This is a genomic window from Thermobifida fusca NBRC 14071 = JCM 3263, assembly GCF_001592045.1.
GTDB classification, from domain to species: Bacteria; Actinomycetota; Actinomycetes; order Streptosporangiales; family Streptosporangiaceae; genus Thermobifida; species Thermobifida fusca.
In genome coordinates this window covers 79,615-104,650 of record NZ_BCWB01000040.1, presented here as the reverse complement: position 1 = coordinate 104,650, position 25,036 = coordinate 79,615, and the positions used below count along the sequence as shown (strand labels likewise).

Here is a 25,036-nt window from a genome sequence, read left to right as displayed (position 1 = left end):
TCGGAACAATCCATACGGTGAGGCGGTGCTCCCGGATTACCAAAGCAATGGTGCAGACTTGCGGTCGATCCACATACACAATTTTTCGTAATCCGGTTTTCGTTGATCGCCCCAGGACAACTCACCGTGCCGTTGAAACGTCCATCTAACGGTAGTTTTATGCCACCCGCTGTCACCCCAACACTCTGCGGAGGTCCCTAGTGCGCACTGCCCGTTTCATCGGGAGCTGGTTGGCGGGCCTGCTCTCGTTGGCAACCGCAGCACTTCTCTTCATGCTGTGGCTCAGGTTCGTCCTCGGCTCCGGTAACGACACCCCGGTTGCCTTCCTGCTGATCATCGGGGTAGGCCTCAACCTCATGGTCTGGTCGCTGATCGGCCTGATCAGACTGATCGATGAATGGATCCATAAACTACTCGGCCGCGATCCCTTCGGCTCCCGCCGGGAGCTTCCACGCCGTGCGAAGGCTCGGATCCGGGACGAAGACAAGCGGGTCACCTTCGCCGCCCGGTCCCGAAGCGGTGCGCGGCGCGCCCGCCGCACTCCCACCCCGGTGCTCAACCCGGACACCGGGGAATTCGAGATCCCCAAAGTCAACACCGACCCGGAGACCATTTCGCTCGCGGTCATCATCCCGGCGCACAACGAAGAACCCGTCATCGACGGCGCTATCCGTTCCGCCCTTCGACTCTTCGACCGCTGGGACATCTACGTGGTGTCGGACAGTTCGAGCGACGCCACCGCCGAAATCGCCGCCCAGACCGGTGTCAACGTCTTGGAACTGCTGACCAACCGCGGTAAGGCGGGCGCGATCGAAGCGGTCATTCAGGAATTCGACCTCATCGACAACTACGACGGTGTCGTCATCCTCGACGCCGACACCGAGCTCGACGAGAACTACGTCAAAGGCGTCCGCGACCAGTTGCGGGACCCCACGGTCGCCGCTGTCGCCGGATTCGTTGTCGCCGAGTGGAAGCCGCAGCAGCGCACCGTCATCGGCCGCCTGATCGCCGCCTACCGCGACCGGCTCTACTGGCTGATGCAGTACATGCTCCGGTTCGGCCAGACCTGGCGATTCACCAGCGTCACCTTCATCGTCCCCGGGTTTGCCAGCACCTACCGCACCAGTGTCCTGAAGCACCTGGATATCAACCCCGAGGGCCTCGTCATCGAAGACTTCAACATGACCTTCGAGGTGCACCACAAGAAGCTGGGCCGCATCTCGATGCGTCCCGACACCAAGGCCTACTCCCAGGACCCCTTCACGCTAAGCGACTACAAGAGCCAGGTGCGGCGGTGGAGCCTCGGCTTCTGGCAGACCGTGCGGCGTCACGGTATTTGGCCGAGCCTCTTCTGGTTCTCGCTGTTCTTCTACATCCTGGAGATCGTTCTGGTCGCGGCCCTGCTCCTGCTGACCGCGCTGATCTTCGTGTTCGTGCTTCCTCCGGCCCTGTTCGGGGAGGAAGTGCTCGTCGTGGAGTGGTACGCCGCAGGCTACGCCGCGGTGACCTCGGTCCTGCCGCTGAGCACGGTGGCGGTCGGCCTCTTCGTGCCGGACTACATCCTCACCTGCGTCGTCGCGATGATCCGCCGTCGGCCGAGCTACCTGTTCTACGGCCTGTTCTACCTGCCGCTGCGGCTGCTCGACTCCTACCTGATGCTCATCACCATTCCGCAAGCGTGGACGACCAAGTCCGACGGCCGGTGGAAGAGCCCCACCCGTATGCCGGTCAAGACGCCGTGACCACGGCACAGCCGGCATCCCGACCCGGGTCACGGGCGTCCAGCACAGCGCTTAGTCTCAAAGAGGAAGCGGAGAACACGGGCCCGGTTGTCCGGCGGCCTCCTGGGCGGTGCCGCCGGACAACCGGGTCCGATCACGAGGTCGAAGCCGAGGTGCCCAAGTGGAGAACAAGCGTCTTCCTCTCACGGTCTACCGTGTCCTGGCCTACGTCACTTCGACGTGGCTGCTGCTGTTGACGTTCGTGGCGATGCCCGCCAAATACCTCGTCGGGGAGACCGCCCAGTTCTCCGTGGTTCCCGCCCCCGCCGGCTTGGAGCAGTGGTTCGGTGCGGAGACTCCGCTGATGATGTACATCGCGATCCCGCACGGCTACATCTACATGGTGTTCGTGCTGTCCGTGCTGTGGCTGGCGCTCAAGCGCCGGTGGAACGCGCTCCGGACCGTCGGGGTCATGCTGTCCGGCACGATCCCGGTCGTGGGATTCTTCGTGGAACGCAAGATCGCAGCCGAGGAGCAGGCCGCGATCGACGCGGAAGAGCAGACGTCCGGTGCCGCTCAGTCGGCGACCATCTCCGCCGACGGCTGAGCCGGTTCGGCAGGGCCCTCGGCCGCCGCACCGCCGTCCTGCCGCGCCTTCCGGTGGTCGTCCAGCTCCCGCCGCATCAGGGAGACCCAGAACACGATGGCGGCCAGCCCGAACACCCACCACTGGGCGGCATAGCTGAGGTTCCGGAAGTTCCACACGATCCCCTGTGGCGGGTCCGGCGGCGGGAACTCTTCCAACGCACTCCCCGCTCCGGCGGGCGTCGGCGGACTCTGCTCCCCTAGCGTGACGTACCCCTCATAGAGCTGGTAAGGCCACTCGTTGACCAGCAGGGCGGAGGAGATCCGCGCGATCTGCCCCTCCGGGAGGATCGCCGAATAGCCGCGTGACGCCTCGTCCTGCGGCAACTGGAGCCAGCCGCGGACCGTGACCTCGCCGTCCGGCGGGGGAGGAACCTCGTCGGCGGCGTCGAGGGGGATCCACCCCCGGTTCACCGCTACCGCGACGCCGTCCTCGGTCACCAGCGGAATCACCACGGAGTACCCTTCAGCGCCGTCCGGGGACAGCGCCGGGGAGAGCAACTGGTGCTCGGCGTCGTAGGTCCCCGTCACGACCACGGCCTCGTTAGCGAGGTCCTGAGGCATGTACTCGCCGGGGCGGAGCAGCGTGCTGATATCCACCGCCGCGGCAAGATCCGCAACCGGGTTGGTCACCGTCTCACGGTCCGGCCGCTGCGCCCGTTCGTACTGCCAGTAGCCGAACAGGGTGCAGGTGAGCACCGCGAGGAGCGCGAGCAGGTGGATACCGAGCCAGCGGGGTCGCAGAAGGAGTGGGACACGCACGCTTCCAGGCTATGCGCGCTGCTGCGCGGCCGCTCAGCACCCCCGCGGCACGGCGGGAGTTGACTGTGCGCAAAGGAACGAATAGCCATCACTTTAAGTGTTCATCAGTGACTCACGGTTGTTTCAGCAGATGAGCATGGGTACTCTGGATATCACCACGGGAGAGAACCACGGCCTCCCGTGACGTAGGCCATTCCGAAGGTCGCCGGCTTCTGGGGGGAGGAGTCGGCGGCCGTTCCCTAGCGAAGGCCGCCTCCGTGCTTTGAGGGGGGACACGGGGGCGGCCTTTGCGCTGCCCTCGCCACTGGACCCCGTGATCTCGCTCTCCTTTTCCTGATGACCGACTCTTTCGTGTTGTCAGCCAATGCCCGAAAAAGGGTTTTCGGTCTTTTCGACAGAACCAACTCTTCTGTGATTTCGTTCATCTGTTCCTGTAGGTGCGTCACGTTCCAGGGAACGGGAATGTGCTCTGGCGGAACCGCCCACGGTGTGGTTCGCTGATGGAGCATGATCGTTCCAGTGGCCATTCACCTAGCCTGCCCGCTCATTCCCGGACGGTTCCCGACATGACGCGGTTTGGAGCCATCCAGTGCCCGGCGGAGTGGAGGGAGAGAACAGTCGTATGACAAGTCCGCTACGGCCTGAGGACCCCACTCGGGTCGGGGATTACGACCTTGTTGCCCGTATCGGCAAGGGCGGCCAAGGCGTGGTGTACCTCGGCAAAGCTCCCGACGGCACCCGCGTCGCCGTCAAAGTCATGGAGACCTCCTGGGCCTCCAACAGCCGAGCGCGCAGCAGGTTCGCCAAAGAGATCGAAGCGGCCTCCAAAGTCGCCCCCTTCTGCACCGCGGCGCTTTTGGACTCCGACATCAACGCGGACCCGCCCTACATCGTCAGCGAGTACATCGAAGGCCCGTCGCTCCGCGACGCCGTGCTCCGTGACGGGCCGCGGACCGGGGCCGCGCTCGACCGGCTCGCTATCTCCACCGCCACCGCCCTCGTGGCGATCCACCAGGCAGGCGTGATCCACCGCGACTTCAAACCGGCCAACGTCCTGCTGGGACCGGACGGCCCCAGGGTGATCGACTTCGGGATCGCCCGGCACTCCGAGGCCACGGTGACCGCGACCGACTCCATCGTCGGCACCCCCGCCTACATGGCCCCGGAACAGGTGGAAGGACGCGAACTCACCCCGGCCGTGGACATCTTCGCCTGGGCCGGGGTCATGGTGTTCGCCGCCACCGGACAGTCGCCCTTCCACGACGAAACCCTGCCCGCGATCATCAACCGGGTCCTCCACCAGCCGCCCCGCCTCGACGGAGTGGACGAGCGGCTCCGGCCGCTCCTGGAGGCCTGCCTCGCCAAAGAGCCGGAGCGCCGCCCCACCGCGGTGCAGGTCCTCGGTGTCCTCGTCGGCCACGACCCGGCGACACTCCCCCAGGTGCCGGTCGAAGAAGTCCTGGAAAACGGGTACACCGCGGCCCTCAACGAGCAGACGCAGATCGCGGCGACCGCTGCACTGCCGATCCCCATCGGCGACCAGGCCCCAGAACCCGCCCCCACCGCGGTGATGCCCGCGGCCGAAGACACCCCCGCCCCGGAGTCCCGCACGCCGGTGAGCGGCCTGGCCGCGCTCGCCGCGAACCGCCCCGCCGACGAGGCCCCCGCCAGCAGTCCCCCGAGCGGCCCGCTGCGTACCACGAGCGGACTCGCCGCCCTCGTCAACACGGGAGAGAACAAGCAGCCAACCGCCTCCTCTCCCGGGGAGGGCCCGCCGCGCCGGAGTGCCGGTCCCGGCCACCAGCCGCTGCCCCCGCGTTCCACACGCGAGCGGAAAACCGTCCTGTCCTGGCTTGTGGCCGCGGGGATCCTCATCATCGTCCTGGCCGGCGGCTGGTTCCTCATCGACACGTTCCTGCTCTCCCCCAACGGGCAGTCCCCCGAAGCCACCCCGGTGGACGGCACCCGCCGCGACACCCCGGCACAGGACGGCATCGACGACTCCGTCCCTTCCCCGTCCGCGATCGACCCCGACACCCCCACGAGCAGCGACACCGGCTACCCCGGCGGAGAGCTCTACCCGTCCCTGCCGTACGACGACATGTCCCAGACCGACCCCATGGAAGAGCCGCACCTCAACCCCACCATTCCCGGGGAAGGCCCCTGGCACAGTCCCCCCGCCGGGGAGGAGGCTCCCGGACAGCCCCACGGAGGCGGTGCTGAGGAAGGCGGTTCCGAAGGGGGCGAGCAGCCGGGCACCGGCGGGCCCGGGGGAAGCGGAGAAGGCGGGGCCGGCGTAGGCCGAGTGGCTGTCTCGCCGGCCGCTCCATGACCGGAACGGCCTGCTCCGTGCCGGACGCACCCGGAAAATGCCCTACGGCTCAAGGGAATGCCGGTAGGCTTTGGCTCGCTGTCCCAGGAGGTCCCAGATGGCCGTTGTCCCCCTTCAGCACCGCTTCGACGGACCGCGGACCGCACCGGTGGTGGTGCTGGTCCCCACCCTCGGCACGAAGTGGTCGATGTGGGAGCCGCAGATGCCGGAGCTCACCCGCCGCTTGCGGGTACTCCGTGTCAACCACCGCGGCCACGGCTCGTCTCCCGCTCCTCCCGGCCCCTATTCCATGCAGGAGCTCGGCGGCGACCTGCTGACCCTCCTCGACGAGTGTGACCTGGAGCAGGTGTCGTTCATCGGGATCGGTTTGGGGGCGATGGTGGCGCTGTGGGTGGCTGCCACGAACCCTTCCCGGGTCTCCCGGCTGGCATTGGTCTCCACCACGGCGTGGGCGCCCCCGCTGCCCCGTTGGCGCGACATCGGCGACCGGGTACGCCACTTCGGGATCTCCTCAGTGATCGACGAGGTCACCCGCTCCTGGTTCACGCCTGGTTTCTGCGAGCGGCGGCCCGACATTGTCACCCGGTTCACCGAAGAATTCGAGAAGATCTCGCCGGAAGGCTACGCCGGGTGCTGTGACGCCATCGCCGCCTTGGACCACCGACCGCTGGCGCGGCTAGTCCACGCACCCACCGTGGTGATCGCGGGCGCCCACGACCCGCAGACCCCGCCGGGTCACGGCCGCAGGCTCGCAGCCCTCCTCCCCCACGCCCGCTTTGAGGTCGTCAGCGGTGCCGCTCACCTCGTCAACGTGGAACGCTCCGACGTCGTCAACGAGCTGCTGCTCCAGCACCTGGACCCGCTCTCGGTCCACTGGCCTTGACTGCGGTACCGCAATAGAGACGACGCCCCGTCTCACACCGGCGGCCCTGCCGTGGCGGCAGCTCTGCGCCTACCCGTTCCGGAGGTCAAAAGGCCGTCCGCTGGCCTGTGCCGCCAGGCCCGCCATTCCGAATCCAGAAAATTCACGCCTTCGGGGATAGACGCACATCCCCTTTTTTATTTCCGGGACTACCCGGAAAGCACACCACCGGGTCTTCTGCGACAGCGGTCCGGAATATCTGCCCCGGCACAAAAACCTCGGAAACATCTTCAGTTGCTCGCGGCCGCCCGCTGAAGAATTTCCTTCTCTTCCCGCAAAACACGCGTCCGGGGTTTTCGCCGCGGCGGCCGCTTTTCCAACCTTCAACAGCGGAATGCGTCAGCGGGGAACCGCGGGCGGGCGCTCCGCCCCTGCCGCGGACCGCGCCACGCCGCCCCCACCGCGGTCGCCGGCATCACCGCTCGTAGCGGCGGCGGCGACTCACCCAGTAGACGTTCAGACACGCCGCGAGGAAACCCGCACCCAAAACGACCGCCAACGGCACGGAGTCCGCCCACACCGCGGCGAGCACCGCTCCCACCAGGAGCACCACTGCACCGAAGACAGCGAGGACCAGGCGGAACGTCAGCGCGCTCGCCGGCCGGTCGTGACTTCCCAACGGCCCTTTGAGACTTCCGCGTCGCATACTCCCCTCCACCGACGGTCGTAGCCTCGCAACGGTCTTCCCTCGGAGGGCAGAACGACGGCTATGACGACGTCCGCCCAGCGGCTACCGCACTGCTGTGGTGTACCGCAGGATGGCCCCGACGCCCTCCGCAGCGCTGTTGTCCGTCAACTCTACGAACTCGGCATCGGTGTAGGCAGCCGCCCGCAGGAGCAGGGCACTGGCCGGCGCCTGGATCGCGTTCTCGGGGTCGCTCAGCGACTCCCGGTCCACCGACACTTCCAGCGGATCGGTGCGGGAGCCCCAAATCCACGGCTCCTTCCCCAAGTCCGCTGCCAGGAGCAGCGTCTTCACTTGGGCGCGGCGCAGGGCTTCCGCGGCAGCCGCGATCCCCTGGGTCGCCCCCTCACCCCGGCTCAGCGCCGTAGTGAACTCGGCACGTTCCCGCTTCCTGGTCTCGGCCACCACGCAGTCCACCACACCGTCTGCGGCCTCCCGCAGACTGGCCAGCGCCGCCGGATCGTGCCGTCCCCCGCCGGGATGCTCCACGAGGATGTCGCGCACCCGTTCGCTCAAGTGGTCACGGAGCTTGCCGATCGCCCGCTCGTCTCCGCCGACGAACACGACCTCGGCGCCCACATGGGCAGCCGTATCCTCCACGTCTTTGGCCACTTCTTGGGCGTTGGCGTCCCACAGGTTCTCCGAGCGGCGCTGGTAGTGCTTGTGCGTCCACCCGCCGACCCGCACCTTCTGGATGTGCAGGGTGCTGCCGGAGAAACTCCGCTGGAACTCGGGTTTGTGCTGGGCAGCGGTGTAGGCGGACACATCAGCCCCTTCCCGGTCCGCCGCCACCGTCACATAGGGGATCTGGTGGTTGCGGTCGATGACCACGCCGAGAGGGTAAGCGACCGGCCACCAGACCGCGCTGTCCCGCAGCGGCGGCCGGGACAGGGTGAACGCGCCCAGCACTCTTCCCTCTGCGGCGAACAGTGCCTCCCCCTGCGGGCCGGGAACACCGGGTTCTCCCTCCGCCACTTCGTCCAACGCTTGCAGGGTCGCCTCATCGGCCCCCTGCTCGGCGAGGCGCTCCCGGGCGGCACGCCAGCGCAGCTCGATCTCTTTGAAGGCGCTCTCTGTGGTCCGAGTGGTGTCCAGGTAGACCGAGGCCACCGGAGCGGTCGTCTCGTACAACGGTCGCAAGAAACCCAGATGCATGCGCCGCGGGCCTGTTGATCGGCGGCCCGCTCACCCCCTCCGAACTCGGTGGTCAACCTTGTCCGGTTCCGCTGCCCGACTCGGGAAGGAGCATGCGCAGGGCTGGGGAAAAAGCCCGCGGTCCGCCCGGTTCGCGCCGGTGCATTGCGGGACTTCTGGGGCGTGGAACGCGTTTCCTGACCGGATGGTCGGGTAGTGCGAAGGATCCAGCCGGTTCAGGAGGTGGAAGGGAGACACCCCTCATGGAGCGCGGCAGCGATAAACACGGTCCCCGACTCGACGAGAGCCTCAAACACGAGATCGAGGGGGCACTCAAAAGCGGCGGCCCGACCCGGGCCCACGAAGACCGCGAACCGGAGCCTTTGGTTGATGACGAGGGAATCCCGGCCACCGACCGTGAGGCAATCCAGCGCAGGCAGCGGAGCGAATAAGCCGCTGCCCGGTCTGCACCCCCGCACGATCCCCGACCGCAGGCTTGGCCCGGCCCCAACTCGGCGGGGCCGGGCCGTACCACAAACTACTTGTTCCCGAAGAGCGCGGGCAGCGTCGACTCGTACGCGTCGCGCAGCTCGGCCACCTCAATGCTGATCCGCCCGGTGCGGTGGACCATGGTCAGCGCGGACCCACCGACAGTACCCAGCCTCCTGACCGGAACCCCGTGCTTGGCGCACAGGTCCACCAGGGCGGTCTCGTGCTCGGGCCGCACACTCACCACGGCGCGCGCCGCGGATTCGCTGAACAGTGCGGTGAACGCGTCATCGCCGAGGTCGACTTCGCAGCCGACGCCGCCGCGCAGGCAGGACTCGGCGAGCGCCACCGCGAGCCCGCCGTCGGAAAGGTCGTGCGCCGAAACCAGCAGTTCCGCTGCGGCGCCGTCGATGAGCACCCGGCCGAGGGCCGCCTCAGCGTCGAGGTCGATCTGGGGCGGGCGGCCGCCCAGGTGCCCGTGGATGACATCCGCCCATGCCGAACCGCCCAGTTCCAGCCGGGTCTCGCCGAGCAGGAAGACCACACTCTCGCCTTCAGCGCTGAATGCGCTGGTCACCCGCTTGTGAACGTCGTCGATGACCCCGAGCACGCCGATCACCGGAGTGGGGTTGATCGCGGTGCTCCCGGTCTGGTTGTAGAAGCTGACGTTGCCGCCGGTCACCGGAGTGCCGAGCGCCTGACAGGCGTCCGCCAGGCCGCGGGTAGCTTCGGCGAACTGCCACATCACCCCCGGGTCCTCAGGAGAGCCGAAGTTGAGGCAGTTGGTGACGGCGAGAGGGCGGGCCCCCGTGGCCGCGACGTTGCGGTACGCCTCGGCGTAGGCGAGCTGGGTACCGACGTAGGGGTCGAGACGGGTGTAGCGGCCGTTGCCGTCGGTGGCCAGCGCCACCCCACGGTCGGTGTCCTCGGCGATCCGGATCATGCCGCTGTCGTGCGGCATGGCCAGGACCGTGTTCCCCATCACGTACCGGTCGTACTGGTCGGTGATCCAGCTCGAGTCGCAGATGCCGGGGGCGGCCAGCACTCGCAGCACCTGGTCGCGGAGCTCTTCGTCGCTGCTGGGGCGGGGCAGTGCCGCAGGGTCGTCGGCGAGCAGGGCGTCCTGGTCGGCGGGCCGCTCAATCGGCCGGTGGTACACCGGCCCCTGGTCGGCAGCGGTCCGGGGCGGCAGGTCCACGATCGTCTCCCCGCGCCAGGTCATGACGAGGCGTCCACCCCGCGCCTCTTCCTCTGGGGTGACGTCGGTCACTTCGCCGATCACGCTGGCGAGAATGTCCCACTTGGCGCAGACGGCGAGGAACTCGTCGAGCTTGTCGGGCTCGACGATCGCCATCATCCGCTCCTGCGACTCGCTCATCAGGATTTCCTCGGGGGTGAGCCGAGGGTCGCGGAGCGGGACCCGGTCCAGTTCGATCCGCATGCCGCCGGTGCCTCCCGCCGCGAGTTCGGTGGTCGCGCAGGACACGCCCGCGGCACCCAGGTCCTGGATGCCGACGACGAGGTCTTTGGCGTACAGCTCCATGCAGCATTCGATGAGGAGCTTCTCCAGGAACGGGTCGCCGACCTGGACACTGGGCCGCTTGGCCTGGCTTTCCTCGTCGAAGCTCGCGCTGGCGAGGACGGACGCGCCGCCGATACCGTCGGGGCCGGTGGCCGCGCCGAACAGCACGACGTGGTTGCCCGGTCCGGACGCCTGGGCGAGCTTGATGTTCTCGTGCTTGAGCACGCCCACGCAGAGGGCGTTGACCAGCGGGTTGCTGGCGTATCCCGCGTCGAAGCCGACCTCACCGCCGATGTTGGGAAGCCCCAGGCAGTTGCCGTAGGAGGAGATCCCGGAGACAACCCCGGGCAGCACCCGCTGGGTGTCGGGGGCGTCGGCGGGCCCGAACCGCAGCGAGTCCATCACCGCGACCGGGCGGGCACCCATGGAGAGGATGTCGCGCACGATACCGCCGACACCGGTCGCCGCCCCCTGGTGCGGCTCCACGTAGGAGGGGTGGTTGTGCGACTCGATCTTGAAGGTGACCGCGTAGCCGTCGCCGACGTCCACCACGCCCGCGTTCTCGCCGATCCCGACGAGCAGCACGTCGGTGTCGGGCGCTTTCTCCCCGAACTGGCGGAGGTGGACTTTGGAACTCTTGTAGGAGCAGTGCTCGCTCCACATGACCGAGTAGATGGCCAACTCGGCGGAGGTGGGACGGCGGCCGAGGATCTCCCGGACCCGCGCGTACTCCTCGTCCTTCATACCGAGTTCGGTGTAGGGCTGCGGGAGGTCCGGGGTGGCCGCGGCCTTGGCGACAGTATCGAACCTGGGCTCTTCAGACATACGGGCTGTTTCCGTTCGGGAAGTGGAGCGGATCAACGTTGCGGAGACGGGGGCGGCGGCACGCGGTGGGCGAGGAGCAGACCCGCCGTGGTGCCTTCGACGTAGGGCTCGAGGCTGCCCTGGACCAGGACCGTGCCGTTGCTGAGCGCCGATTGGGAGTAGGGCACCTCATCAGGGTCGGTCTCGCCTTCCGGCAGGAGGCGTTCCCACCCCTGGTCGCTCAGGTGCGTGTAGATCGTCTCGATCGCCTCCTCGGCGTCGAATCCTTCAGCGGTGACCCCGACCGGGCGGTAGCACTCCTGCGGAGTGCACTGCTGTCCGAGGTCGGTGTAGCTGATGCCGTCCGGGGCCGCCCCCAGCACCTCCAGCGGCGGTGCGGCTGCGGGCACGACGGGAGCGGTGTCGGAGGTCCACGGCCGGTACAGCAGGGTGACGGCTGTCGTGGTCAGCAGCGCGAGGATCCCCGCTACCGCCAGGCCGACTTGGACCCTTCTGGAGCGCAGCAGCGCCATCATCGAGACATCATCCCCCGAGCCCTGCGGGCGTGCTCAACCAGCGGTCTCGGGCACCGGAGTACTACCGGTCAGGTGGGCCAGGAGCGAGGTGAAGAAGCCGAGACCGTCCGTGGAGGGCCCGGTGAGCGCCTCCACAGCGTGTTCCGGGTGCGGCATGAGCCCCACCACGTTGCGGTGCTCGTTGGTCACTCCGGCGATGTTGTCCATGGAGCCGTTGGGCGCGGAGTCGACGTACCGCACCACCACGCGGTTGTCGCGTTTCAGTTCGGCGATGGTCTCCGGGTCGGCCACATAGTTGCCCTCCCCGCTTTTGAGCGGGATGAGGAGTTCCTGGCCGGGCGAGTAGCCGTTGGTCCAGACGGTGTCCGCGGCCTCGACCCTGATCAACTGGTCGCGGCAGATGAAGTGCCGTGACGCGTTGCGGGTCAGTGCGCCGGGCAGCAGCTGGCTTTCGCACAGGATCTGGAACCCGTTGCAGATTCCCAGCACCGGAAGGTTGCCGGAGCGGGCAGCGGGCACGATCTCGGTCATGATCGGCGCGAAGCGGGCAATGGCCCCACAGCGCAGATAGTCGCCGTAGGAGAAGCCGCCAGGCAGCACGACCGCGTCGACACCTTTGAGGTCGGCGTCGCCGTGCCAGAGTGAGACGGGTTCTGCGCCGGCGATCCGCACCGCGCGCGCAGCGTCCCTGTCGTCAAGGGAACCAGGGAAGGTGACGACGCCCACACGTGGGGCAGCCATATGGGCACTCTCCGAAATCGTCGATGGGAGCAAGGCTGGGCCGAGTCTCGTCCCGAACAGCTCGACCTTGTATGAGACTACCCGCTGTGTGAGGCTGTGGTCGTGGCGCTGCCCCGCTTGCAGCCCCGCGGGGCGGGCCTCCCCGGGGAGCGTCGCCTGCGGAGTCCCCGGCAGAAATCCCGCCAGGAAAGGGAATTCCATGCCGCTGGATCCGGAAACCCGCGCGCTGATCGACGAACTCGTCTCCGGCTCCCCGCCCGGGGAAGCGGTAGGGGTGTCGGACGCCTCGCTGCACTCCTCGCTGCGGGAGCGCCGGATCGTCGGCCCTGGCGTGGCTCTCGTGCGTGACCTTACGATTCCCTCCCCCGCGGGCGGGATCCCGGCCCGGCTCTACCATCCGGCGCCGGACAATCCTGCCACCGGGTGCGCGGTGTTTTTCCACGGCGGCGGCTACGTCTTCGGGAATCTCGACACGCACGACCACATTGCGCGCCTGCTCGCCGCGGAAAGCAGGGCCGCCGTGGTCGCGGTGGACTACCGTCTGGCCCCGCAGCACCGGTTCCCGGCCGCGGTCGAGGACGCGTTCACCGCGACCCGCTGGGTGGCTGAGCACGCTACCCGACTGGGGGTGGATGCCGCGCGACTGGCGGTGGTAGGCGACAGTGCGGGCGGCGGGCTCGCCGCGGCAGTCGCTCTCCTGGTCCGGGACGGAGGCCCCCCGCTGGCTGCACAAGTGCTCATCTACCCGGTGATCGACCTGACCGGCTACCCGGTCACCGCGGACACCCCGTACCCTTCCCGGATCGCCCACGGCGAAGGCTGCTTCCTCACCACCGCGGCGATGCAGCACGTGGTCGAACAGTATCTGGCGGATCCCGCGGACGCCGCGGACTTCCGGGCGTCGCCGATCCGTGCGGCGGACCTGTCTGGTGCGGCGCCCGCCCTGGTGGTCAGCGCCGAGTTCGACCCGCTCCGCGACGAGGCGGAAGCCTATGCGCGCGCGTTGGCAGCCGTCGGGGTGCCCGCCACCACAGTCCGGATCAACGGGGGTGTGCACGGCATGTTCGGCCTGGGACCGCTCCTGCCGCTGAGCCGCCACGCAGAGCTTCCGGTCATTGCGCTGCTGCGCGACACGCTGCAACCGCCACAGCGGTGATTGACCCCGTCTTACCTCTTGACGCAGTAGCGTTCCCCCCATGGCAGCCAACCATGACCCCCGACCCTTCCGATGGCCCAGGCTTATTCGGGACGGTGGACTCTTTTTTCGGCAGGCGGTGCAGACTTTCCGCACCACGGGCGCCATCATTCCCAGCGGTGCCGCACTCGCCAGCGAGCTGGCCCGCTACGTTGCCCAGCGGAACGATCCCGCGTCGTCGTTGAGCATTCTGGAAGCAGGCCCCGGTACCGGTCCCGTCTCCCGGGCTATTGCGGCGCGTATGCGCCCCGGTGACGCTGTGGACTTGGTCGAAGCCAATCCGGTGTTCGTCGAGCACCTCACCCGGCTGGTCAAGAGCGATCCGGTGTTCCAGCCGATCGCCGACCGCGTCACCATCCACCCGACACTGGTCACTGAACTGGGCACCGACCGCCAGTTCGACGTGATCATCTCCGGGCTGCCGTTTGCGAACTTCACCGCGGACGAGGTCCGCACCATCATGGAGTACTACTTCAGCGTGCTCCGCCCCGGCGGCTACGTGTCTTTCTTCAGCTACCTGTACCTCAAGCAGGTCACAGCGGTGGTCTCTCCGCTCGACGACTATCTGCGCCGGGTGCGGTCCGGCTGGGAGGTGCGGGAGTGGGTGAACCGGTACGCGGTGGACCAGGTGCACGTGTACCGGAACATTCCCCCGGCGTGCGTCTTTCACCTGCGTAAACCGCTCTGAAAACGCGGGATGCGGTCCCGGGGCCGGGACCGCATCGGAGGAGCCCGCCGCAGTGGCGGGGCTGGGGTGAGAGCCGCGGTAGCGGGCTGCTCCGTGGGGGACGGGAGACGCCACCGAAGGGTTGGTCAGAGGATGTGGCCCACCCCGGCTTTCTGCACCTTGGCGGGCACCGACTGGGTGGGGTCGATCCGGCCGTGGAGCGGAGGGCTCCAGGTCTGCTTGTTCTCGATGGTCGGGCTGTGGACCGCGTTGTATTCGTCGAGGAAGCTCACCTGGTGGTGCCGGGAGCGGCCGTTGGCGTAGCTTCCCTTCTCGTACATCTGGGTGCCCTTCCAGTGGGCGACGACCTGGGAGAAGTCGACGGACGGGTCGATGTCGAAGTAGTTGTTCTCCGCGTACAGCGCGGATTCCACGCCGACCCCCCACGAGTACTCGTAGGTCTTCTCGCCCTCGGGCGTGGCAGGGATCACGTAGTGGTTGTTGTACACGTGGACCTGCCCGTAGCGGACCCGGGGAGCGCGCTGCAGCACGTTCTCCCAGCGGTTGTGGTGCAGGGTGACCCGCAGTTTGCCCACGTCGTAGGTTGGCGAGTCGGTGCTGCCGATGAGCATGGTCTTGTCGTGGTCGCGCAGCACGTTGTAGGAGACGGTGACCAGGTCGGCCCCGTGGGTGATGTCCAGGAGCCCGTCGTGGACCTGGAATTCGCGGCCGAAGTATTCGGGCAGGTCACGGTCGAGTACTGCGCCGTCGCTGAACTCGTTGTGGTCGATCCACACGTGGGTGGAGCGGCGGACCGAGACTCCGTCGAATTCGGAGTTCCAGTTCCCTTCGGGGCCGTCCGTGGGATCCCACTGGGGGAAGCAGTCCTGGGCGGTTTCGAAGATGATGTTGCGGATGATCACGTTGTCGACGCTGTCCACCATGACCTGGGCGCCGACGAGTGTGGCGTCGTCGCCCAGGCCGATGAGGGTCGTGTTGGAGCCGACTTCGATGACGACCTGGTCGCGCTGGTTGCGGTAGGAGCGTTCCCGCGCTTCTTCGAGGGGGCCGGACGGTTCCTGGTCCCAGCCCCAGACTTCGGGGTCGTAGGTAGCGAGGTAGGCGTCGAAGTCGTATTCCGGGTCGGCGTAGTCGTCGCAGGTGAGCTGGTTGCCGTGCTCGTCGGTGTTGGCGTCGATGCGCCCCTTGAGGAAGACGATCTTGGGTGTGTCGTTGGTGCGGCCTCCGGCCAGTGCCTCGCGCAGTTCGGCGTAGGTCGTGACAACGTAGACGTGTTCGGGGTCGGCCGCAGCGCCGCCGGTGGTACCGCCGTCGTAGGCGGCCCAGCCGTCGTTGGGGGCGAGCACTTCGCGGGCGACTTGTTCGGCTTTGGGGGAGACCCCGGCGTGGTGGTGCGGCTGAGCCAACGCGCTGCTGGGTGCCGCCAGGGTGAGCGGCAGCGCGAGGGCCACGCCGAGGGTGGCAGCTCTTCGCATAGAACTCTCCTCGTCACCCGGCTCACAGCCGGTGAACGGTGATGGGGGAAGCAACTCGGGAAAGCGCTTTACGTGAAACTAGTCACATAAGTTACGCGATGTCAATCAGAGAATTCCAGAAAACCTCGACAACCAGGGGATTTTCCAGCAGACCCGGTTTCCTCTCAAGGGAAAGCCCTTACCACAAAGGCCGAGAGCGCCGCTCCCCGCTGCCGGGGAGGGGCGACCGCGCGAACAGTCAACCTCCCATAGCGGCCACCGCCGTGTCGAAGCCGCGCGCGAGCGCAGCCGGATCCTGCCGGGCAGCCTGCTCGTCCAACTCCCCGCGGCTCACCACTTCGAGTGCGCCCCGGTACCCCTGGCTGTCCCTCCGGTCCGGCGGCACCACCTCAGCAGCGCCGCCCCGGACCACGAGCACCGTTCCAGCATCAGTCGAGCGCAGCAGCTCCGCCACATGTTCAGCGCGGATAACCCCCATGCCTCCTCCTGTCTGCTTCGGCCTGGCCCCGAGGTGCACCTACCGCGCCGCCCGGTACTTCTCCCGGCGCTGCTCGTACTCTGCGCGGTCGATCTCTCCCTCAGCGAGCTGCCGGTCGAGGTCCCGGAGCAGCGAATCGCTCTCCAACCGCCTCCGCTCCCAGAACTCTGGTGAACGGACCTGCCGCTCCGCGGACCGCTGCGCGTGCCAGAGCACCACCACGACGGTGATGATCACCCCCACCGGAATGATCACGGCCAACAGGGCCATCAGCAGGAGCCCGAATTCCATGCCGTTCATTGCCCTCCGCTCCCTTCGGCGGGCAGTCAGGTCGTAGCCTTCCGCTACCCAGCCCGCCGCAGCCGACACACCGGCAGAGCGCTAGGGGCGATCGGCCACAAAAATCGCTGTACCGGGGATGATGCGGCCTCGCAGCGGACTCCATCCGCCCCAGACCTGGTCGTTGTCCTCGGGCCACTCCGGTTCGACGATGTCGCGGATGACCAGTCCAGCGTCGGCGAGGGCACGCACCCAGTCGCCGATCGTGTGGTGGGCTTCCACGTACAGGGCGCGCCCGTACTCGTCCTCCTCCACATAGGGGCGGCGGTCGAAATAGGAGTCGCGGGCCTGCAGTCCGTCTTCCCCCGGACTGTCGGGAAAGCACCAGCGGATCGGGTGGCTGACCGAGAACGCCAGCCGCCCGCCCGGCCGCAGCACCCGGGCCGCTTCCGCCAGCGCGGTCCGGATATCCGGAATGAACGGGAAAGCGCCAAACGAGGAGCAGACCACGTCGAATGACGCGTCGGCAAACGGCAGCCACTGCGCATCGGCCTGCACCACGGGCAGCCGGTGCCCAGTGGCCTTGTCCAGGCGGTGCGAATGCTGGAGCTGCCGGGCGGACATGTCAATCCCCACGACTTCGGCGACCCCTTGGGCACGCAGCCACCGGCCGCACTGTCCTGCCCCGCAGCCGATTTCCAAGACCCGCCGCCCCACCAGATCCGCCGGGTTCCCCAGCAACTGCGCTTCCCGTTCAGTGAGCCCTTCGGGACCCCACACGAACTCGGCATCGCCGAGGAAACTGCCGTGCTCCGCCTGGTATTCGTCGGCGGCGCGCTCCCACCACAGCCGGCTGGCCCGGGCACTCTCCTGCGGGCCGAGGGGGCGGCGTGCAACCCGGTGGACGGTCGCCTGCTCCACGTCGTCGATCATGTCCTCATTCTTGCCGCAGGCCCCATGAGAGTGGGGGCCGTACCGCGGGTACGGCCCCCTGCGGGCACTGTTATGGACCTTCCGGTATTCCGGTCGGACCGGTGATGTTCTCCCGCTCTCCCGCTGAGCCATCACCCCCTTTCTCCTCTTTCCTGTGTGGAGCGTGGGGAAGACGGAGTCAGCGGAGCACGGGGAAACGGCGCACGATCCCCAGGTTGCTCCACCAGCCACCGAGTCCGAAGGTGTCGCCGGCGTTCGTCAACGCGAGAGCGATCACGGTGAGCCCCATGACGATGTGGTCGTCCATGAAGGGGTTGGTTTCGGGAGGCAGCACGGCGGTCCACATCAGGAAGAGCAGGAGGGCGCCTGTTGCGGCCGCGATACGCATCCCGATCCCCAGCAGAAGGGCCACCCCGATCCCGAGGAGGCCGAGCATGAAGAGGAAGTCAGCCCAGGCTGCACCAGCAATGGCGCGGTAGGCATCCGCGAACGGTCCCGAGACTGCGTTCGTGAGAAAGCCGTGGGTGGGGCTGCCGCCGTTGATCCATGCTCGTTCTGCGGGTGTGGCGAAGCCCAGACCGATCAGTTTGTCCAGGAAAGCCCAGAGGAAGATCCACCCGATGGACAGCCGGATAGCGGCGAGGACTCCGCGGGCCCACGGGTGGGCCACGATGGGCCGGGGGTCCGTCGACGAGCGGTCGCTTTCGGCGTGCGGGGAAACTGTCCGGACCGTGGTTTTCTCCTCCAGCATTGCAACACCCTTTCGCGGTGCCTGTGGAACCACTTCCAGACAACTCCTGACGCCGATCTTCTTCCAGGGTCTTCCGTAAGGGGAGAGCAAGCCGGAAGGTCCCAGAAAAAGCGACGTATTTATAGATTGAGGGTGTCTTTGCGGGGATATGACTACGGACTAGTTCAAGGTTCTGCCCCTGTCCGGAACTTTCCGGACTCAATCCCTTGTGACCTGCATTAATGCAGAATTCTTTGTCCTATAGGACAGGGGGTCGCTCCTCGCTTTCCACCGGTTTTCCGCGGGGAGCGCCCTGCATGCCAAGGTGAATTCTGTCACACCTTGTTCGGAGTGGTGGAAGAAACGGTGTCCGGCTCGGCGGGTTCCGATTTCTGTGCCGCGTCCTGGACTTCACGGCGGACCAGGAAAACCCATCCGCCAACGGCGATCACCGTGAACGTCCACCATTGGACCGCATAGGAGAAGTTCATCCCCGTGTTGACCTTGGTCACTTCGACCGGTTCGGGCGCGGCTGCGGGAGCCGGGGTCTCCTCGACCAGTTCCACATACCCCCCGTACACCTCGTAGGGGAGGTCTGCGGCAATGGCGGGCACGTCGATGAGCATGATCTGCCCTTCGGGAAGCCCGTCCCGGGAGTGGATGCCGGTGCTCTCCGGGGTCTCCGAGACTTGCAACCGCCCCGTCACGGTGACTTCTCCCTGGGCAGCGGGCGGCACCTCGGGGCTCTCGGTCGCCGTGGGCGGCTGCGCCACCCATCCCCGGTTGACGAGTACCGCTGTGCCGTCCTCCGTCACCAAAGGGGTGAGGACGTGCATCCCGACCCCCCCGGAACCGCTCCGGTTGCGTACGAGGAGCTCCCGGTCAGGGTCGTAGGTGCCCGTGACCGTGACCCTCCGCCAGCGGTCCTCGGGGGCGACTTCGCCACCGACCGAGGTCAGCTCCTCAATCGGGACCGGGTCGGCGGCAAGGTTGGCCTCCTGCAGCTCGACTACCGCGGCTTTGGTCTCGGCCCGTTCGTACTGCCACAGCCCCAGGGCGATGAACGAGGGCACCACCACGAGCAGCAGCACGTGGAACGCCATCATCCGAGGCGAGATCAGGACACGAAGCACACCATCGAGGCTAGGGGATCGTCGCCGGTCCCCTGCACCGCCCCGGTCACTTCGCTCAGGTCCCGTACACCAGGGGACTCTCCAACCGCAGCACCGCCATCACCGCTACGTGGTCCGAGTAGGAGGCGGGGAGCACCGCGCCCTGTTCCCGGACGAGACCTGCGGTAGCAAAGATGTGGTCGAGCTCCTTGTCGGGGTCGTCAGCAGGGAAGGTGGGGGAGGGACGCACCCGGAACAGCGCGTCGTACAGTCCGGCGCGCTCCATCTCCCGCCAGGCTGCGCCGTTGCGTTCGAAGTTGAAGTCACCGCCCACAATGACGGGGCGTCCATGCGCGGAGCGGCGTTTGATGATGATGTCAGCCAAGTCCGCGGCCTGCAGGGTCGGCTCTTTGGGCTCCTCGCCCTCTTCCGTGCCCGGAGACTGCAGATGGGTGGCGATCACCTCGATCTCCGTGGTTTCGTATTTGACCACGACGGCCAGTGCTTGAGCTCCGGTCGTCGAACCGTAGCCGCGCAGCGGATAGCCGACAGTCTCCACGATCGGCAGCCGGGTCAGGACGGCATCGCCCCACAGTTGTCCGTTGGAGGGGGCGAACACGGCCTGCATGTCGAGCATTCGGGCGAGGGTGCCGAGGGTGTCCTGGCCTCCGGTGAGGAACCAGCCCCGGTCCACTTCGTTGAGTAGTACCACGTCGGGCTGGGCGCGCTGGATGGTCTCGGCGATCCCTTCGATGTCGTATGTACCGGCGAGGCCGTACCCCATCCGTATGTTGTAGGCGACCACCCGCAGCTCGTTGACCGCGGGAGTCCGCGTGGTGTCGGAGAAGGGGTCTGTCGTCGCATAGAGCGGCACCACCTGGGGCAGGATCGCGGCCACGATTCCTGCGCTGGCGGCAAGCGTCGCCCCCGGCCACCGGTAGAACACGGACCGGCGGACCCGGCTTCCGGAGTCGCGGTCTTTGGCCCGTCCGTGCACGACCGCCGCCACAGCGATGAGCAGTGCCACCCCGACGACGAGGGCGTCCGTCGGGTAGCCCAGGGTGTATCCCGCGTAGATGCCCAGCAGGACGGCGTAGAAGACGAGGCTGCCGAAGAACACGGCCAGGCTGGCGTTGTTGGCTCGTGGGGGGCGGCCCCGCGCCCCCGGCCAGTCCGCCCAGCTCAACGCAGCGATGAGAGCGATCGCCCCTACCGCTTGGGCGATGGGAGCGTAGAAGGGGAGGAGCCCGGGGACTCCCTCATCGGTCGTGGTGGGGAAGATCGCTGCACCGACCGCGATGACGAGCACGGCCCCGGAGAGGAGCGGGGTGGAGCCGGGGGTGGAGGAAGCTCCCGCGACCACGGCCGCCAGTGCCACGGCCATCATGACGAGGGCAGCGGCCCACCCGTCCGGCCAGCCAGTCGCTGCTTCCGCGCGGGCCGGCGCGGCCGTAACGGTCACCACGACCAGCAGCGCGGGCGGCAGCAAGAAGCACAGCACGGAGTCGGCGGCCTGTTTAACGAAGTCGTCCCGGCTCACGCGGGAGGTTCTGGCCAGCACCCAGGCGAAGAGCAGGAGCTGCACAGCGGTCAGCACCCAGCCGAGCACCTCGGAGCGCCACACCACCGCATAGGTGCCCAGGGCGGTGTGGGTGAGGGTGGCCAAGGCGATGCCGGCCGCGAAACCGCGCAGCAGGGAGCGGCGCATCCGCACGACGATCGTGGCGAGCCAGGTCAGCCCGACAGCGAGCCCGAGGGAGGACACGTACAACTGGAGCTGCTCCCCACTGAGGCCTTGGAGCCCGAGCCGCGCCCCCACGAGCAGGACCGCGAACCACACGTCCACTGGCAGTTGGGCGGAGCGCTCCACCGTCTTCTGGGTGACGAGGAAGCGCAGCAGCAGGATGGGGAGCGGGGCGAGGAACCAGACGAGGACGAAAAGCCCGACGTTCTGCAGTGGTGTCGTCCCTTCCTGGCCAAAAACTATGACTAGTGACGACAACCACACACGGAGTATGTCGAGGAGAATCCAGACTCCGGCTCCGATCGTCGCTGTAGGGACGAATCCACGGTCAGTGAGGCTCTTCGGAGTGCCCATAAGAGTCCTTCTTCTGTTTAGAACCCCGACTTATCCCCCGTCCAGCAGAGAGATTGTGTCTTAGATCACTGAAAAATCCAAGCTTTTCCGAGTTCCTTCGGAACTGTGAATTTTGTCTTCTCAGACACGCAAGTGCCCCCGGCAGGACTGCCGGGGGCACGGAACGTGGGAATCAGGAAAGGAACGGGAATCAGTTCTCGCTTGCGTTCCGCTTCCGCCGCGTGAAGTACATGGCCGCACCGCCGCCGCCCAGAGCCGCGACAGCAGCGGCAACCAGGCCGCCGAGGGCCGCACCGGTCACCGGCAGGGTGTCCTCAGCCGCGGGAGCGGGCTTGGCGTCTTCCGCGGGCTTGTCGTCGGCGGCGGGCTTTTCGCCGCCCTCATCGGGCTTGGGCTGCTCGCTGCCGCCGCCGGGCTGCTCAGGCTCCGCGGGTTTGTTCGGGGCGGCGGTGTCCTCTTCCGGGCAGTCGGACTCGGCCGAGCCGAGGACCGAGACCGCGTTCCCGCAGACGTCGACGTCGGCGTCGATCGGAACGGCGATCTTGTTGTCGTTGAGAAGGCCGCCGCCAGAGCCGTCGGAGGGGACGTCGCTGCTGTTCACCACGTCGTCCGCGGCGTCCTCCAACGCTTCGACGATGGTGTCGCAGGTGCCCTTGGCCTCACCGAGGGCGGTGATGGTGTTGCCGCAGACGTTGAGGGCGACATTCACCGGGATCACGATCTGGTTGCCGTTGGCGAGACCGCCGCCCTGGTTGCTCTGGAGCGTGACTGCTCCGCCGGACGCCGACTTCAGGGCGTCGACGAACGACTGGCAGGCGCCCTGGGCGTCGCCGAGTACGGCAACGGTGTTGCCACAGACGTCGAGAGCGACGTCCACCGGAATGATGATCTGGTTGCCGCTGACGGCCTGATCCGCAGAGGCGGGAGAGGCGAATCCGACCGCCAAACCGGCCGCAAGTACAGCAGCCGAGGCAAACGTGGTTTTACGCATGTTTCCGGTATGACCTTTCGCTAACTATTACTCGTAGCGAATGACAGAGCACAAAGAGTCACCGTGAGCGGGATCGGTGAACCACGGCTCGACATCCAAAGCTTGGTGCTGTGTTCAGCGGCGAGGGAGACCTTATAGGCCATTGGCGGGTCGATAAGAAATATCCGCGATCCACCCTTGGCCGCTGACAGACCGTAACGTTAGCAGTTTATTGGTCTTCCGTGAGGCTTTCTGCGAGACCTTTTGAAGAACTCATGAGTTTCCCCGGACAGCTTTTCGTTCAAAAAGCCGGAAACGTTGCCACACCCCGCGAGCATCCCCGCAACCAGCACAGAGTCCACGAAAAAGGACAAAACAGATACACCACATATCTGCGACACAGAGGCGATCAGCACCCGGAAGAATCGGAAAAAGCCGCATTCTCCTGATTCGCGGCAGAATATGAGAGAAAACCACATTTATGGTTGATATCCGAAGTTTTCCGCCGCAACGCTCACAGCAGAGAGGTCAGCGGGACGATCTATTGGCCGCACGGCGGAATCCCCCTCGATCGGAGCTCTGCTTCCGCGGTCAGGTGCTGTCCCACCGGTCGACTCAATTCATCCGATGACCGGATCTTTTGCTGTCTGGAGGGCTCTTCCTGTCGCAGCAGGCGGAACGGCTGAGGATGCAGTCTCCTGCTCAGAGCCCCGGTCCCGCTCCGGGACACCGGGAAGGCAGAGGCTGCGCCGCTTCTTTCCAGGAACCAGATGTCGCAGGGACCCCATCGCTGCCCCGCGGAACGTGGTCGGACCTCTCCTGCCCGGAGACGCCCGGTATGCACACCGCCAGGCACGCTTCGCCCGGACACCGCCGGTCCCGTTTCCGGAACCTCGAGAGGCCGGATCAGTGCTCCGATTCCTTGGCCTTGCAGGAAGGGCAGATCCCCCAGAAGACCACTTCGGCCTCATCGACGGTGTAACCGTGCGCTTGCGACGGCGCCAAGCACGGGGCTTCCCCCACCACGCAGTCGATGTCGGTCACCTCACCGCAAGCACGGCAGACCAGGTGGTGGTGGTTGTCGCCCACCCGCGTCTCATACCGTGCCGGGGATCCCGCAGGTTCGATACGGCGGAGCAGCCCGGCTGCGGTGAGAGCGTGCAGGCTGTCGTAGACGGCCTGAGTCGACACGTGCCCGACCCGTTCTCGGACAGCGCGCGCCACGCGGTCGGCGTCCAGGTGGTTCCCCTGGCGGACCGCGTCAAGGATCGCCAGGCGTGCGGCGGTCACCCGCAGCCCGGCAGCACGCAGCGAAGCGGCGTCGTCCATGGCTTACACCCCAAGAAGAGGTTATCTGGAATCGATCAAGAAAACGACCGTATCCACTTATTCTGCTGCACCCCTCCCAACACTCCTCCAAGAGCCCCAACTTTCGGTCGCTCCGTTATTACTCTGGGTAATCTCGCTGGTGCATTTCGATGACGCCAAGCCTGACATAAGTAACAAATCAGATTCATCATCACAGCTACCTACACCTGTCGTCCAGTGCCCCGCGTCTTCTATTCACGACGGCCGAACCAGCTTTCCAGGAGACACGTGTGACCCCGTTTTCCTCACTCACTCTCCCCAACGGTCGCCCGCTCCGCTTCGGTGCGCTGCTGGCTACCGCCCTGCTCGCCACCGCCTGCGGCACGGCCTCGGACGAGTTGAGCAACGACTCGTCTGACCGCCCTGCGCAGCCCACCCCGTCGGCCTCCGCCGAACCGGTCAAGGAGCCGTACACCGTGGCGATCGGTGGGGACGTCATGTTCGAGGGCATGCTGCGGCAGCGGCTGGACGCAGACCCGGCCACTGCCATGGGCCCGGTCGCCGAAGTCTTCCAGGAAGCCGACGTCAGCGTCGTCAACCTGGAGACCGCTGTCACCGACGGCGGCACCCCGGCCCCGGCCAAGCAGTTCGTGTTCCGCGCCCCGGCCACCGCCTTCACCGCTCTCAAAGAGGCCGGTATCGACGTGGCCACCGTGGCCAACAACCACGGCATGGACTACGGGACCGAAGGGCTCCTCGACACTCTCGAGAACGCCGAAGCCGCAGACTTCCCCATCATCGGCGCGGGCCGCGACATCGCCGAGGCGTATGAGCCCGAGTTCTTCGAAGTCAAAGGGAACACCCTGGCCATCATCGGCGCCACCGACGTCCTCGACGACCACCTCATCCCCGAATGGACTGCGGGTGAGGGCAAGCCCGGCCTGGCCTCCACCAAGGGCGAGATGATCACCCACGCGATCGACGCTGTGGAGAAGGCGAGCGCTGAAGCCGACGCCGTCATCGTGTTCCTGCACTGGGGGCTCGAAGGCGACCACTGCCCCCTGCCGCACGCCCCCGACCTCGCCAAGCAGCTCATCGACGCCGGCGCCACCGCTGTCGTCGGCGGACACGCCCACGTGGTCAGCCCCGGCGGGTACATGGGCAGCTCCTACGTGCACTACGGTCTCGGCAACTTCGTCTTCTACAACTTCAACGGCCCCACCGCTGAGACCGGTGTCCTCCGCCTCACCCTCCAGGGCGGGGAAATCCTCGAAGACGAATGGCTGCCCGGCCGCATCGAAGGCGGCGTCCCGATCCTGTTCGAAGACGAGCAAGCAATCGCCGAAGGAGTGGCCCGGTTCGAGGGCTACCGAGAACAGTGCAGCGGGATCAACTTGACCGCTGAACCGGGCGAACCGGCTGTCTGACCCGGCTGAGGAAGACCCCGACCAGCTTTCGCGCGGTACGGCGCCCGCCT

At 66.9% G+C, this 25,036-nt stretch carries 23 protein-coding genes; 8 read left to right on the top strand and 15 right to left on the bottom strand.

Going from position 1 to position 25,036, the window contains the following annotated elements:
- Nucleotides 1–200: 200 nt before the first annotated feature.
- Nucleotides 201–1,742, top strand: coding sequence for a glycosyltransferase (locus TF1_RS10250; RefSeq protein WP_011290613.1), 1,542 nt, complete (start codon nucleotides 201–203; stop codon nucleotides 1,740–1,742).
- 160 nt (nucleotides 1,743–1,902) lie between these two features.
- Complete coding sequence (locus TF1_RS10245) at nucleotides 1,903–2,328, top strand: DUF3817 domain-containing protein (RefSeq protein WP_011290612.1); 426 nt, start codon at nucleotides 1,903–1,905, stop codon at nucleotides 2,326–2,328.
- Here the strand turns inward: TF1_RS10245 and TF1_RS10240 are convergent.
- Nucleotides 2,298–3,128, bottom strand: coding sequence for an SURF1 family protein (locus tag TF1_RS10240; protein ID WP_011290611.1), 831 nt, complete (start codon nucleotides 3,126–3,128; stop codon nucleotides 2,298–2,300). The genes TF1_RS10245 and TF1_RS10240 overlap by 31 nt on opposite strands.
- 622 nt (nucleotides 3,129–3,750) lie before the next feature.
- Between TF1_RS10240 and TF1_RS10235 the strand changes: the two genes are divergently transcribed.
- Nucleotides 3,751–5,460 (top strand): serine/threonine-protein kinase, encoded by a 1,710-nt coding sequence (locus TF1_RS10235; protein ID WP_011290610.1) that lies wholly within the window; start codon nucleotides 3,751–3,753, stop codon nucleotides 5,458–5,460.
- Between the two features lie 97 nt (nucleotides 5,461–5,557).
- Nucleotides 5,558–6,343: an alpha/beta fold hydrolase gene (locus TF1_RS10230; RefSeq protein ID WP_011290609.1), complete on the top strand. Its 786-nt coding sequence runs from the start codon at nucleotides 5,558–5,560 to the stop codon at nucleotides 6,341–6,343.
- A gap of 454 nt (nucleotides 6,344–6,797) precedes the next feature.
- On the opposite strand, the gene TF1_RS10225 is transcribed toward TF1_RS10230, so the two are convergent.
- Together TF1_RS10225 and TF1_RS10220 are read right to left on the bottom strand one after the other, a co-directional pair.
- A complete protein-coding gene (locus tag TF1_RS10225; protein WP_011290608.1) occupies nucleotides 6,798–7,028 on the bottom strand; it encodes a hypothetical protein in 231 nt (76 codons plus the stop codon).
- Between the two features lie 84 nt (nucleotides 7,029–7,112).
- Nucleotides 7,113–8,207: a baeRF2 domain-containing protein gene (locus tag TF1_RS10220; RefSeq protein ID WP_227480979.1), complete on the bottom strand. Its 1,095-nt coding sequence runs from the start codon at nucleotides 8,205–8,207 to the stop codon at nucleotides 7,113–7,115.
- Between the two features lie 257 nt (nucleotides 8,208–8,464).
- On the opposite strand from TF1_RS10220, the gene TF1_RS10215 reads away from it, so the two are divergent.
- Entirely contained in the window at nucleotides 8,465–8,653 is a 189-nt protein-coding gene (locus TF1_RS10215) for a hypothetical protein (protein WP_016188038.1), read from the top strand.
- Between the two features lie 86 nt (nucleotides 8,654–8,739).
- On the opposite strand, the gene purL is transcribed toward TF1_RS10215, so the two are convergent.
- From purL to purQ, 3 genes are read right to left on the bottom strand one after another with little or no spacing between them, the layout of a single operon-like run.
- A complete protein-coding gene (purL, locus tag TF1_RS10210; RefSeq protein WP_011290605.1) occupies nucleotides 8,740–11,037 on the bottom strand; it encodes a phosphoribosylformylglycinamidine synthase subunit PurL in 2,298 nt (765 codons plus the stop codon).
- Nucleotides 11,038–11,069: 32 nt separating this feature from the next.
- Nucleotides 11,070–11,552: a hypothetical protein gene (locus tag TF1_RS10205; protein WP_061783845.1), complete on the bottom strand. Its 483-nt coding sequence runs from the start codon at nucleotides 11,550–11,552 to the stop codon at nucleotides 11,070–11,072.
- A 33-nt stretch (nucleotides 11,553–11,585) separates the two neighbouring features.
- Entirely contained in the window at nucleotides 11,586–12,293 is a 708-nt protein-coding gene (gene purQ / locus TF1_RS10200) for a phosphoribosylformylglycinamidine synthase subunit PurQ (protein WP_011290603.1), read from the bottom strand.
- A gap of 199 nt (nucleotides 12,294–12,492) precedes the next feature.
- Here purQ and TF1_RS10195 point away from each other — a divergent pair, with 199 nt between their 5' ends.
- Together TF1_RS10195 and TF1_RS10190 are read left to right on the top strand one after the other, a co-directional pair.
- On the top strand, nucleotides 12,493–13,449 hold the full coding sequence (locus tag TF1_RS10195) for an alpha/beta hydrolase (RefSeq protein ID WP_061783844.1): 957 nt from the start codon (nucleotides 12,493–12,495) through the stop codon (nucleotides 13,447–13,449).
- Between the two features lie 40 nt (nucleotides 13,450–13,489).
- Nucleotides 13,490–14,176 (top strand): class I SAM-dependent methyltransferase, encoded by a 687-nt coding sequence (locus TF1_RS10190; protein ID WP_038043051.1) that lies wholly within the window; start codon nucleotides 13,490–13,492, stop codon nucleotides 14,174–14,176.
- Between the two features lie 125 nt (nucleotides 14,177–14,301).
- Here TF1_RS10190 and TF1_RS10185 read toward each other — a convergent pair whose 3' ends face one another.
- The 9 genes from TF1_RS10185 to TF1_RS10145 all read right to left on the bottom strand — a co-directional run bounded on the left by TF1_RS10185 (nucleotide 14,302) and on the right by TF1_RS10145 (nucleotide 23,580).
- The gene (locus TF1_RS10185) at nucleotides 14,302–15,651 is read right to left on the bottom strand and encodes a pectate lyase family protein (protein WP_011290600.1); all 1,350 of its coding nucleotides are present in this window, start codon (nucleotides 15,649–15,651) and stop codon (nucleotides 14,302–14,304) included.
- 238 nt (nucleotides 15,652–15,889) lie between these two features.
- The gene (locus tag TF1_RS10180) at nucleotides 15,890–16,129 is read right to left on the bottom strand and encodes a hypothetical protein (protein WP_016188034.1); all 240 of its coding nucleotides are present in this window, start codon (nucleotides 16,127–16,129) and stop codon (nucleotides 15,890–15,892) included.
- A 39-nt stretch (nucleotides 16,130–16,168) separates the two neighbouring features.
- A complete protein-coding gene (locus tag TF1_RS10175) occupies nucleotides 16,169–16,429 on the bottom strand; it encodes an SHOCT domain-containing protein (RefSeq protein WP_011290598.1) in 261 nt (86 codons plus the stop codon).
- 81 nt (nucleotides 16,430–16,510) lie between these two features.
- Complete coding sequence (locus tag TF1_RS10170; RefSeq protein WP_011290597.1) at nucleotides 16,511–17,341, bottom strand: class I SAM-dependent methyltransferase; 831 nt, start codon at nucleotides 17,339–17,341, stop codon at nucleotides 16,511–16,513.
- A 178-nt stretch (nucleotides 17,342–17,519) separates the two neighbouring features.
- Nucleotides 17,520–18,092 carry a DoxX family membrane protein gene (locus TF1_RS10165; RefSeq protein WP_011290596.1) on the bottom strand — a complete coding sequence of 191 codons (573 nt, stop codon included), beginning with the start codon at nucleotides 18,090–18,092 and terminating at the stop codon, nucleotides 17,520–17,522.
- Between the two features lie 314 nt (nucleotides 18,093–18,406).
- The gene (locus TF1_RS10160) at nucleotides 18,407–19,204 is read right to left on the bottom strand and encodes an SURF1 family cytochrome oxidase biogenesis protein (protein ID WP_276525619.1); all 798 of its coding nucleotides are present in this window, start codon (nucleotides 19,202–19,204) and stop codon (nucleotides 18,407–18,409) included.
- Between the two features lie 55 nt (nucleotides 19,205–19,259).
- Entirely contained in the window at nucleotides 19,260–21,281 is a 2,022-nt protein-coding gene (locus TF1_RS10155; RefSeq protein ID WP_061783843.1) for an endonuclease/exonuclease/phosphatase family protein, read from the bottom strand.
- Between the two features lie 190 nt (nucleotides 21,282–21,471).
- Nucleotides 21,472–22,272: a chaplin family protein gene (locus tag TF1_RS10150; protein ID WP_011290593.1), complete on the bottom strand. Its 801-nt coding sequence runs from the start codon at nucleotides 22,270–22,272 to the stop codon at nucleotides 21,472–21,474.
- Between the two features lie 885 nt (nucleotides 22,273–23,157).
- Nucleotides 23,158–23,580, bottom strand: coding sequence for a Fur family transcriptional regulator (locus tag TF1_RS10145; RefSeq protein WP_016188032.1), 423 nt, complete (start codon nucleotides 23,578–23,580; stop codon nucleotides 23,158–23,160).
- Nucleotides 23,581–23,849: 269 nt separating this feature from the next.
- Between TF1_RS10145 and TF1_RS10140 the strand changes: the two genes are divergently transcribed.
- Nucleotides 23,850–24,986, top strand: coding sequence for a CapA family protein (locus TF1_RS10140; protein ID WP_011290591.1), 1,137 nt, complete (start codon nucleotides 23,850–23,852; stop codon nucleotides 24,984–24,986).
- Nucleotides 24,987–25,036 lie beyond the last annotated feature (50 nt).